The sequence below is a fragment of the Cyanobium sp. N5-Cardenillas genome (genome assembly GCF_024345515.1).
In the GTDB taxonomy this organism is placed as follows: Bacteria; Cyanobacteriota; Cyanobacteriia; order PCC-6307; family Cyanobiaceae; genus Cyanobium.
In genome coordinates this window covers 1-9,525 of sequence record NZ_JAGQBG010000116.1, presented here as the reverse complement: position 1 = coordinate 9,525, position 9,525 = coordinate 1, and the positions used below count along the sequence as shown (strand labels likewise).

Annotated in this window: 11 protein-coding genes and 1 pseudogene; 5 read left to right on the top strand and 7 right to left on the bottom strand. The window is 68.1% G+C overall.

Features of this window, described 5'->3' with window-relative positions; all coding sequences use genetic code 11:
• The coding region (locus KBZ04_RS10250; protein WP_254991833.1) for a biliverdin-producing heme oxygenase at positions 1-631 on the top strand (631 nt) is incomplete at its 5' end.
• Positions 632-687: 56 nt separating this feature from the next.
• The gene (hemN, locus tag KBZ04_RS10245) at positions 688-2,058 is read left to right on the top strand and encodes an oxygen-independent coproporphyrinogen III oxidase (protein WP_254991832.1); all 1,371 of its coding nucleotides are present in this window, start codon (positions 688-690) and stop codon (positions 2,056-2,058) included.
• 7 nt (positions 2,059-2,065) lie between these two features.
• On the opposite strand, the gene KBZ04_RS10240 is transcribed toward hemN, so the two are convergent.
• The 4 genes and pseudogenes from KBZ04_RS10240 to KBZ04_RS10225 form a co-directional block, all read right to left on the bottom strand.
• Positions 2,066-2,785 carry an SDR family NAD(P)-dependent oxidoreductase gene (locus KBZ04_RS10240; RefSeq protein ID WP_254991831.1) on the bottom strand — a complete coding sequence of 240 codons (720 nt, stop codon included), beginning with the start codon at positions 2,783-2,785 and terminating at the stop codon, positions 2,066-2,068.
• 96 nt (positions 2,786-2,881) lie between these two features.
• Entirely contained in the window at positions 2,882-3,220 is a 339-nt protein-coding gene (locus tag KBZ04_RS10235; RefSeq protein ID WP_254991830.1) for a P-II family nitrogen regulator, read from the bottom strand.
• Positions 3,221-3,234: 14 nt separating this feature from the next.
• Positions 3,235-4,439 (bottom strand): annotated as a pseudogene (locus KBZ04_RS10230) (ammonium transporter).
• Between the two features lie 411 nt (positions 4,440-4,850).
• Entirely contained in the window at positions 4,851-5,369 is a 519-nt protein-coding gene (locus tag KBZ04_RS10225) for a phycocyanin subunit beta (RefSeq protein WP_254991829.1), read from the bottom strand.
• Positions 5,370-5,490: 121 nt separating this feature from the next.
• Here KBZ04_RS10225 and KBZ04_RS10220 point away from each other — a divergent pair, with 121 nt between their 5' ends.
• The 3 genes from KBZ04_RS10220 to KBZ04_RS10210 are packed head-to-tail and all read left to right on the top strand — an operon-like array spanning position 5,491 to position 7,713.
• Positions 5,491-6,786: a glutathione S-transferase family protein gene (locus KBZ04_RS10220; RefSeq protein WP_254991828.1), complete on the top strand. Its 1,296-nt coding sequence runs from the start codon at positions 5,491-5,493 to the stop codon at positions 6,784-6,786.
• Between the two features lie 26 nt (positions 6,787-6,812).
• Complete coding sequence (locus KBZ04_RS10215; RefSeq protein WP_254991827.1) at positions 6,813-7,388, top strand: DUF2808 domain-containing protein; 576 nt, start codon at positions 6,813-6,815, stop codon at positions 7,386-7,388.
• A gap of 46 nt (positions 7,389-7,434) precedes the next feature.
• Positions 7,435-7,713 (top strand): DUF427 domain-containing protein, encoded by a 279-nt coding sequence (locus tag KBZ04_RS10210; RefSeq protein WP_254991826.1) that lies wholly within the window; start codon positions 7,435-7,437, stop codon positions 7,711-7,713.
• A gap of 5 nt (positions 7,714-7,718) precedes the next feature.
• Here the strand turns inward: KBZ04_RS10210 and KBZ04_RS10205 are convergent, their stop codons facing one another.
• The 3 genes from KBZ04_RS10205 to KBZ04_RS10195 form a co-directional block, all read right to left on the bottom strand.
• Complete coding sequence (locus KBZ04_RS10205) at positions 7,719-7,970, bottom strand: hypothetical protein (protein WP_315860105.1); 252 nt, start codon at positions 7,968-7,970, stop codon at positions 7,719-7,721.
• 60 nt (positions 7,971-8,030) lie between these two features.
• The gene (locus KBZ04_RS10200; protein ID WP_254991824.1) at positions 8,031-9,191 is read right to left on the bottom strand and encodes an FAD-dependent oxidoreductase; all 1,161 of its coding nucleotides are present in this window, start codon (positions 9,189-9,191) and stop codon (positions 8,031-8,033) included.
• The coding region (locus KBZ04_RS10195) for a tellurite resistance TerB family protein (RefSeq protein WP_254991823.1) at positions 9,188-9,525 on the bottom strand (338 nt) is incomplete at its 5' end. The genes KBZ04_RS10195 and KBZ04_RS10200, both read right to left, overlap by 4 nt.

Below are 9,525 nucleotides of genomic sequence, written 5' to 3'. Positions count from 1 at the left end.
ACGCAAGGGGTTCGGCCCCCGGGTGCGGCGGCTCCATGGCCGCATCGGTGCCGCCCACCACCAGGCCGAGGGCATGTCCTTCTCCCGGTCCCTGCTGGCGGGCCAGGCCCACCCCCGCCAGCTGGCGGCCCTGATCCGTGCCCTCGCCCCCGCCTACGACCTGATTGAGGCCCGGGGCCCCCTGCTCGCTGCCGCCCTGGGGGCCGAGGGGTTCCCCTGGGCCGACCTGGCCCGCAGCCAGGCCCTGCAGCAGGACATCGCCAGGCTGGTCGTTGTCCCGGCCACGCCCGCCTCCGCTGCGGCCGAGATCTGGTTGGAGCATCTGCAGCGCCTGGCCCAGCAGGCCCCGCACCGGTTCATGGCCCACGTCTACGTGCGCTATGGCGGCGATCTCTCCGGTGGCCAGCAACTGGCCGAGCAGGCCAAGGCCATCCTCGCGGGCCAGGGCCTGCCGACCGTGAAGTTCTGGGAGTTCCAGCGCCCCATCCCCGCGCTGAAGCTGGAGCTGCATGACGCCATCGAACGGATGGAGCTCAGCGAGGACGAGGAACAGGAGCTGCTGGAGGAATCGGTGGTCGCCTTCCACGACACCCAGCGGTTGCTGGCGGAGCTGGGGGACCTCGCCGCCTAGCCCCACCGCCCGTCCCCCTCTCCCCCCTTCCTCCCGCCACACCCCATCCCCACACCATGACCCCAGCGGCCACCGTTTCAGCGCCCGGCGCCACCACGATCGATCTGCTGCTCAAGCACGACCGGCCCGTCCCCCGTTACACGAGCTACCCCACGGCCGCGGCCTTTCATGGGGGCGTCACGGCGACCGACCTCGAAACCCAGCTGGCCCGCCCCACGGACGAGCCGCTGTCGCTTTACGTGCATGTGCCCTTCTGCCGCAACGCCTGCTGGTTCTGCGGCTGCAACCGCGTCACCACCGGGGCCGGTTCCAAGGTGGTGGAGCCGTACCTGGAGGCCCTGGCTGCTGAGCTGGAGCTGGTCACCCGCCACTCCGCCCAGCGGCGGCGCCTGGCCCAGCTCCACTGGGGTGGGGGAACCCCCAACTATCTGACGATCCCCGAGCGCGAGCGCCTCTGGCGGTTGATCGAGCGACATTTCGACCTGGAGGATGACCTGGAGGCCTCCATCGAGGTCAATCCGGAGGCCCTCAGCCGGGAGGATGTGGTCGCCCTGCGCCGCCTGGGCTTCACCCGGATCAGCTTCGGCATCCAGGATGCCGATCCCCTGGTGCAGCAGGCGGTGAACCGGGTGGTGCCGGTCGACCAGCTGCGTCGGGCCATGGTCTGGATGCGGGAGGCGGGCTTCGACAGCGTCAACGTGGATCTGATCTGCGGTCTGCCGCTCCAGACCCCGGAGCGTTTCGACGCCACCCTGGCCCTGGTGCAGGACCTGCGCCCCGATCGGGTGTCCCTGTTTTCCTTCGCCTACCTCCCCGAGCAGCTGCCCCTGCAGCGCAAGATCGCGCCGGAGGATCTGCCCTCCCAGCGGCAGCGGCTGCAGATGCTGGAGAGTGCCGCCTCCCGGCTGGGCGGGTGTGGTTACGACGCCATCGGCATGGATCACTACGCCCTCTCCGGCGACAGCCTGGCCGTCGCGGCCCGGGAGGGTCGCCTGCACCGCAACTTCCAGGGCTACACCACCTGCGGGGAGCTTGAGCTGCTGGGGGTGGGGCCCACGGCGATCAGCCAGTTCCCCGGGCTGTTCAGCCAGAACCAGCGGGATCTGAAGGCCTACGGGGCCAGCATCGCCGCCGGCCAGCTGCCGGTGGAGCGGGGGCTGGTGGTGCGTGATCCGGAGGTGCTGGAGCGGCGCGAGCTGATCCGGGAGGTGATGTGCCATTTCCGGGTGCTGATCGACCCTGTGCGCTTCAGCCGCGAGTGGGCCGATCTGAGCCTCCTGGCCGACGACGGCCTGGTTCGGCTCAGCCAGGCCGATGGCATGGGCCTGGTGGAGGTCACCGCCTCGGGCCGCTGGCTGATCCGCACCGTGGCGGCCGTGTTCGACCCCTCCCAGCGCCGGGCGGCCTCCGGATCGCGCCTGATCTGAGCCGGCCTCAGCCCTCCAGAATGCAGTTGATCTTCAGCTCGAAGGGCACGGCGCTGGTGGGCAGCCGCAGCAACTGGGCGGTGAGGGCGGCCAGATCCTCTGGCTGGGTCATGGCGGCGGCGGGAAGGGCCGTCACCCGGGAGGCCATGGCGGTGTTGACCCAGCCCGGGCAGATCGCCGTCACCCGGATCCCGGCGTCCCAGCCCTCGTTGCGCATCGACTGGCAGAGGGCCATCAGGGCGAACTTGCTGCAGGGGTAGGCCGCCAGGGGTCCCTTCACCCGCTGGCCGCTCATCGACACCAGGGTGATCACCCGGCCGTCGCCGCTGGCCTCCAGCGCCGGCCAGGCGGCCCGGCTGAGCCACCAGGGCCCCATCAGGTTGACGCGCCACAGCGCCTCGATCTCCGCTTCCTGGCCGGCCTCGAACAGCAGGCCCACCCGGGAGAACAACCCGGCACAGTGAATCAGCCCATCGATGCCGCCGAACCGGGCCAGGGTCGCCGCCACCCAGGTGCTCGCCTGGCTGGGGACGGCGGCGTCGTAGGGATGGAGCAACACCCGCTCGGGGCACCGGCGGGCGGCCTCCAGCAGCGGGCCAGCCGACAACCCGGCGGGATCCCGCACGCCGAGGCTGAGCCGATGGCCTTCGGCCAGGGCCCGTTCAGCGATGGCGCGGCCGATGCCCCGGCTGGCGCCGCTGATCAGCAGGGTGCGGGGCTGGACCATGGCCGGCGGTGCGGGGGATCGGACGTGAAAAAAAAAGGAGCTGACCGCGATGGCCAGCCCCTGGTGATGGTCGCCTGAACGGCGGAAATCCCGGGCTCAGAGAGTGGCTTCGCCCGACTCTCCGGTGCGGATCCGGATCACCGTTTCCACGGGGGTGACGAAGAGCTTGCCGTCGCCGATTTCGCCGGTGTGGGCCGCCTCGGTGATGGCCGCGATGGCCGCGTCAAGTTTGGCCGAGGGGACGACGATCTCGATCCTCGCCTTGGGCAGGAACTCAACGGTGAACTCCGTGCCTCGGTAGCGTTCGACCTGGCCTTTCTGGCGGCCGAAGCCACGGGAATCGGTGACCGTCATGCCGATGACGTCAAGGGCGACAAGGGCTGTCTTGATGGCGTCCACCTTGGAGGGGCGAACCATGGCCGTGATCATTTTCATGGAAGGTTTGGTCGTCAGTTGGTCATTGGATCGTAAGCCTCTTCCCCGTGAAACACGAAGTCGAGTCCGCGCTCTTCATCTTCAGTGCTGACGCGCAGGGGCATCAGAGCACCAAGAATCCAGAGAATAACAGCCGTGCCCAGAGCGACAAATCCGTAGGTGAGGATAACAGCTTTGAGCTGGGCGATGAAGAGGCCGAATTCGCCTCCTTCTTCAAGGATCTTGGCGGAGAGGGGGAAATAATCACCCGGCACCAGAGCCTTGGAAGCAAGGATCCCTGTGAGCAGGGCGCCCACCGTGCCTCCGACGCCATGCAGCATGAACGTGTCGAGTGAATCGTCAAACTGGATGGTGGCTTTCACACGCACGGCGATGAAACAAGCCGCCGTCGTGAGGATGCCGATCAGGATGGATTGCTCCATGTACACAAAGCCCGCTGCCGGGGTGATGCCCACCAGGCCGGCGACGGCCCCGGTGGAGGCACCCATTGCCGTGGGCTTGCCGTCCTTGAACCACTCAGTCAGGCACCGGGTGAGCATGGCGGCTGAGGCCGAGGTGGTGGTGAGAAAGGGATAGCCCGCCGTCTTGGAGGCGAACATGCTGGCCCCGTTGAATCCGAACCAGCCGAACCAGAGCAGGCCTGCCCCCAGCAGGATGAAGGGAACGTTGTGGGGGGGCGCTTGCTGTTGGGCCAGGTGGTGCGGGGGCCGATGATGGCGGCGGCCACAAGGGCGGCAACACCGGAGGCAATGTGAACAACGGTGCCACCGGCGAAATCGATGGCACCGATCGCACCGAAGGAGCAGATGAAGCCACCCCCCCAGACCATCTTGGCCATGGGGGAATAGATCAGCAGGCTCCAGAACAGACAGAACCAGACCCAGGCCTTGAAACTGACACGCTCCACCAGCGCCCCGGAAATCAGGGCCGGGGTGATGATGGCGAACATCCCCTGGAACAGGGCAAACGATGTGGCGCTGATCGGGAAACCGGCGGCCAGGGGCTGGTCGCCCAGTTCACCCCCGACGCCATGCAGGAACATGGATCCCAGGCCACCGATGAAGGGGCTGCCGAAGCCGGTGTCGAAGGCCAGGCTGTAGCAGACCACCACCCAGATGACTCCGGTGAGCCCCATCAGGAAGAAGCTCATCATCATGCCGTTCAACACGTTCTTGGAACGGGTGAAGCCGCCGTAGAAAAAGGCCAGTCCCGGGGTCATCAGCAGGACCATCGCCGAGCCCACCAGCATCAGCAGGGTGTCGGCCCCATCAGTGGGGGCTAAGACCAGGGCGGTGTTGGCGGCGCCGGCCATCAACGGCAGGAGGGCGGCCCCAGGGGCGAGCAGAAAAAAGGCGAGGCGACGCACCTGCGGATCCTGGAGGCGTGCCAGAAACGTCTGGAGGAAGCGGTCAAGGGTCGTTGCTACGGACCAGGCTCCACCGGAAGGTGAACTGTGCATGAGAGAAAAGGGACCCTTTGCTCAGTGGCCACCATTCACCCTCCGCTTACAGGGAAGAACGTTGTGTAGCAACAACCACAAACACCCGATCCGACGAGCAAACGGTCATAAAAAAAGCCGGGAGAGACTCCCGGCAAAGCGTTGTTTTGGTGCTGATGGTCGAGACAGGACTCAGGCGACCGCGGCGGCGGCACGATCGAAATAGGTGCCCACTTCCGACATCAGGGCGGCGCAGTCGCCCTGGGTGATGCCGTTGCGATCGCTGGCGATGGCGATGGCGGCGTCCTTCATCTTGCGAATACCTTCGGCGACGGAAGCGCCGGGGACGCCGAGGGCGAGGTAGGTCTCACGCAGACCATTGAGGCAACGGTCTTCGAGGACCGAGGCATCACCGGTGAAAATCGCGTAGGTGATGTAGCGAAGAACGATCTCCATGTCGCGCAGACAGGCGGCCATGCGGCGGTGGGTGTAGGCGTTGCCGCCGGGGGCGATCAGGGCGGGTTGCTGGTCGAACAGATCGCGGGCGGCGTTGGTGACGATCCTGGAGGCGTTGGAGGTGATGCGGTTGACGGTGTCCATCCGTTTGTTGCTCTCGGCCACCATGGCTCCCAGGGCATCGATCTGGCCAGGGCTGAGGAATTCGCCGCGGGCGTCGGCCTGGGCGACGAGCTTGGTGAAGGCGTCGAACATGGGGGTGGCTGGGGAGCTTGGGTGACCCAACCTTAGGTTCGTCGTCCGTGGGGGTGCGAGTCCCGACACGGCTTTTTCCCCCATCGGAGCTGTCTAGGCTGAACTCCCGTTTCGCCCTTCCATGGCCGGCTCCGCCACCGTGCTGTTCGAGCCGCTGAACGGGAAGGAGCTGGCCGCGGAGGCGGCGCCGGCGCTGGCGACGCCCACCTTCACGGATCCGGCTTCAGGGCCCACCAACCCCCAGGCCCTGTGCCGTCCGTTCGGCCGTCCCGAAGGGGAGATCCGGGTGACGCTGTACCGGGATCACCACGCCTGGTGCCCCTACTGCCAGAAGGTCTGGCTGTGGCTGGAGGAGCGGCGGGTTCCCTACCGGACCCGCAAGGTGACGATGTACTGCTACGGGCAGAAGGAACCGTGGTACACCGAGCTGGTGCGGGGCGGCATGTTGCCGGCCCTCGAGCTGGACGGCCGGCTGATCACCGAAAGCGACCGCATCCTTGAAGCCCTGGAGGCCGCCTTCGGCCCGCTTGGCCAGGGCATGAACGCCCGGGAGGTGCTTCCCCTGCGCCAGCTGGAGCGACAGTTGTTCCGGGCCTGGTGCCAGTGGCTCTGCGTCCCGAGCCGTGGGGCTGCGGAGGAGGCCAGGGGCCAGCAGGGGTTCGATCGATTCGCGGAACGCGTCGCCAGCGCCCTCAGTGCCGACCCCGGTCCGTTTCTGCTGGGGGAGCTGGGCACGGCGGATCTGGTCTTCGTGCCCTACCTCGAACGCATGAACGCCAGCCTTGCTTATTACAAGGGGTACCTGCTGAGGGAGCGCCACCCGGCCATCGATCGCTGGTTCCACGCCCTCGAGCAGCGCTCCACCTACCTGGGCACCCAGAGCGACTTCCACACCCACGCCCACGACCTGCCCCCCCAGATGGGGGGCTGCCATGCCAGTGGAACGGCGGAACAGCGGGATCTGGCGCAGCGGATCGATGTCGGCCCCTGGCCGGTGGTGGCCCCGCCCGGCTCCGATCCCGAAACCAGCCAGATCGAACCGGCCGATGCGGCCGGGGTGGCCCTGGCCAGGGTGCTGCGGCACCGGGACACCCTGCTGGCGCGCAATCCCCTCGGCCGGGACGGGCTGGATCGGCCGTTGCGCTGTGCGCTCACCCTCCTGATCACGGGCCGGGTGTGCCCGCCGCCGGCTGGATCGGCCAAGGGGCTGCGCTACCTGCGCGATCGCATCAGCGTGCCGAGGGACATGCCGCTGCATGCCGCCCGTCGGCTGCGTCGCGCCCTGGAGACCACCGCCTGCCTGGATCCTGCCGACCCAGGAGCCCAGGGGGACGCGATTCCGGTGCAGCATCGCCGGGACCAGGATCCGTCCCCTTTCCTGGCCGGTGCGAAGCCCCCCGCAGGAGCGTCCCTCTAGCCTGGGACCCGTAGCTGGAGGTGGCCATGGCCCATCCTTCGTGGACCAGGCCCCTGGGAGGGAACGCCGCCATCCTGCCGCTGGCGGCGCTCTCCCTGCTGCTGGCCAGCGCGGTGCCAGGCGCCCGAGCCCTGGAGCTGGGAGGCCGCACCGAGTTCGTGCGGGCCCCCTGGAAGGTGATCCTCACCAGCTACACCACCAACGTGGGCCAATCCCCGGCGGAGTACTTCTTCACCCTCAGCCTCGATGAGCTGGCCGGTGCCTCCCTCGGCGGCCTGACCATCCAGCAGACCCGGGGTGCCGACTGGCAGTTTCCGTTTGACGTCGAGCGGACCCGGGCCTTCCTGGGCGTTCCCCGCCGCGAGGGGCGCCCGATTCCTGTGCAGACGAGCTTCGAACCTGACGCCCGGCGCTTCATCCTCAGCTTCCCTGAGCCCGTTCCCCCCGGGGCGACCGTCACCGTGTCGCTGCGGCCCTGGTTCAACCCCAACCAGGCCGACACCTACCTGTTCCAGGTGACAGCCAGCCCGGCCGGCCCGGGCCCCGTGGCCAGCCCGGTGGGGGTGGGCACCCTGCGGATCTACCAGCCCAACGACTGGTAAGCCGGGCGAGGGGCGCCAGAATGAGCCCACTTCGACGGTGTCAGCGATGCAGGCCAGCTGGAATGGAGCGGTGGTCGCCAGCAGCGACGACATCGTGACGGTGGAAGGCAATGCCTATTTCCCGGCGGAGTCGCTGGATGCCGCCTGCATCCGACCGTCCAGCCACCGCTCGTTCTGCGGCTGGAAGGGGGAAGCCCATTACTACGACCTGGTGGTGGATGGCAAGGAGAATGCCAATGCGGTTTGGTACTACCCGGAGCCGAAGGAGGCCGCCAGCAACATCCGGGGACGCGTGGCGTTCTGGAAAGGCGTGACGGTGGGCTGAGGCCCTCAGGTGCCCGGGTAGCGCAGGGTGCGCCATTCACCGCTGAGGGTGCTCACCTCCACCCCGATGCCCACGGGTCCCTGCACGGGGCCGAATTCTTCCTGCCACCAGTGCAGCGCCTCACTCCAGGCCGCATCCAGCGACTCGTAGAGGTCGTCGAGGATGGGATGGGGGTCACCCTGCTGATCCACCAGCCGGTAGGTGCGGCAGGACTGGGAACTGCCACGGTGACGGGTCTGAGGTAAGGAGATCGCCACGTCTTGCCTCGTATACAGGAATGGCATTCTGCCCCCTGTGCCAGATCGGAACTGTCACCTTCACAACATCTTCCGGTGTTGCTCCGCTGCCGGGGTCCCGGCGGCCTCCCGGGTCGGCGGGCGCTTCCGCCCCGTGCGATGGCTCACCTGGCGGCTGCGCTCCTGGTAGCGGTGCACCACCGGCAGCCTCTCCTCCTGGTAACGCTCTAGGGCCAGCTCGGGGCTGGCCGCTCCACCCGGGGCGAGCCAGCCGGCCAGGGCCACCGCATCCTCCAGTCCCGCCGTCATTCCCCGGGCCTGGGAGGAGCTCATCGCATGGGCGGCGTCGCCGATCAGGGCCACCCGTCCGGCAATGAACGCCGGCAGAGGATCGATGTCGAACGACCAGTTCGCCACCACCCCTTCCGGGGCCGTGGCGCTGATGATGGCCGCAGCATCGGCAGGCAGTTTGGCGAGGGCCGCGGCCGGCACCCCCTCCTCCAGCAGCCTCTGTCGCGTGCCGCGGTCGTCGGGGAGCTCCTCCTCCTGGAAGAAGCCCCAGTGGGTGCGCCCGTTGCCGTCCCCATCGGGGCCCAGATCGAAGAAGTTGGCGTAGATGCCCCGGCCGCGGGCGTAGACGAAGAAATCCCCGCCTGCGCAGAAGGTCTCGTCCGTCACCACCCCACGCCAGACCCGATCACCGAGGTACTGCAGGCGCCGGTCGGGGCGCAGCAGGGAGGCCACCTTGGAGAAGATCCCGTCGGCCCCGATCAGCAGATCGCCCGTCCACGGCGGGCCGTCGGCGAACCTCGCTTCCACGCCCTCGTGGGTCTGGCTCCAGCTGATCAGGGAACGTCCACCCTGGAAACCAGCGGGATCAAAATGGCCCCAGAGGGCGTCCAGGATGGCGCGCCGGTGAATCAGAAGCGACGGCAGCTCGCCGACCTCCCGTTCGGCCGGGCTGGCTTCGATCAGATCGCCCCTCAGGTTGCGGAAGACGAACCGCTGCACCGGATGGCCGCCGGCCAGCAGGTCGTCGAGAAGGCCGGGGATGGCGGCCGCCGCCACCGCCTCGACGCCGCTCTTCACCAGCAGGATCCCGCAGCCTTCGGTGCGCAGCCGTGGTGAGCGTTCGAACAGGGTGACCCTGTGACCCTGGCGCTGCAGGATCACAGAGAGCAGCAGCCCTGAGCTGCCGGCCCCCACCACGGCGATGCGAAGGCCGGCGGGGGCGGAACTCATGTGCTCACGGCGGGCTCCAGGATGCTGGCATGGAGGACGTCCATCACCTCCAGGACCTTGGTGGTTTCCTCCGGGTCCAGGCGCAGGGTGGTGGCCAGGTCGGCGAGGATCGTCTGTTCCTGGTCCTGCAGCGGACCGTCGGAGCGCATGATCTCCGCCGCCACGGCGTAGGCCGTGTGGCGCTGGCGGTCATCGAGCACTGCGGCCGCTTCCTCCATCAACCCGATCGACCCCTTGGCCCGCAGGCCCTGAAGCAGGCTGTCCATCAGGGTGATCATCTCCTTGTCGCTCCTTCCCTGGAAAGGGGCGCGGTAATCAAGGGCGTGGCGCAGGG

Bases quoted from the DNA above. Each gene is read 5' to 3' on its own strand.
- KBZ04_RS10200 (WP_254991824.1), bottom strand. From the start codon at position 9,191: ATGAGTTCCGCCCCCGCCGGCCTTCGCATCGCCGTGGTGGGGGCCGGC.
- KBZ04_RS10225 (WP_254991829.1), bottom strand. From the start codon at position 5,369: ATGTTCGACGCCTTCACCAAGCTCGTCGCCCAGGCCGACGCCCGCGGC.
- hemN (WP_254991832.1), top strand. From the start codon at position 688: ATGACCCCAGCGGCCACCGTTTCAGCGCCCGGCGCCACCACGATCGAT.
- KBZ04_RS10220 (WP_254991828.1), top strand. From the start codon at position 5,491: ATGGCCGGCTCCGCCACCGTGCTGTTCGAGCCGCTGAACGGGAAGGAG.
- KBZ04_RS10240 (WP_254991831.1), bottom strand. From the start codon at position 2,785: ATGGTCCAGCCCCGCACCCTGCTGATCAGCGGCGCCAGCCGGGGCATC.
- KBZ04_RS10235 (WP_254991830.1), bottom strand. From the start codon at position 3,220: ATGAAAATGATCACGGCCATGGTTCGCCCCTCCAAGGTGGACGCCATC.
- KBZ04_RS10210 (WP_254991826.1), top strand. From the start codon at position 7,435: ATGCAGGCCAGCTGGAATGGAGCGGTGGTCGCCAGCAGCGACGACATC.
- KBZ04_RS10215 (WP_254991827.1), top strand. From the start codon at position 6,813: ATGGCCCATCCTTCGTGGACCAGGCCCCTGGGAGGGAACGCCGCCATC.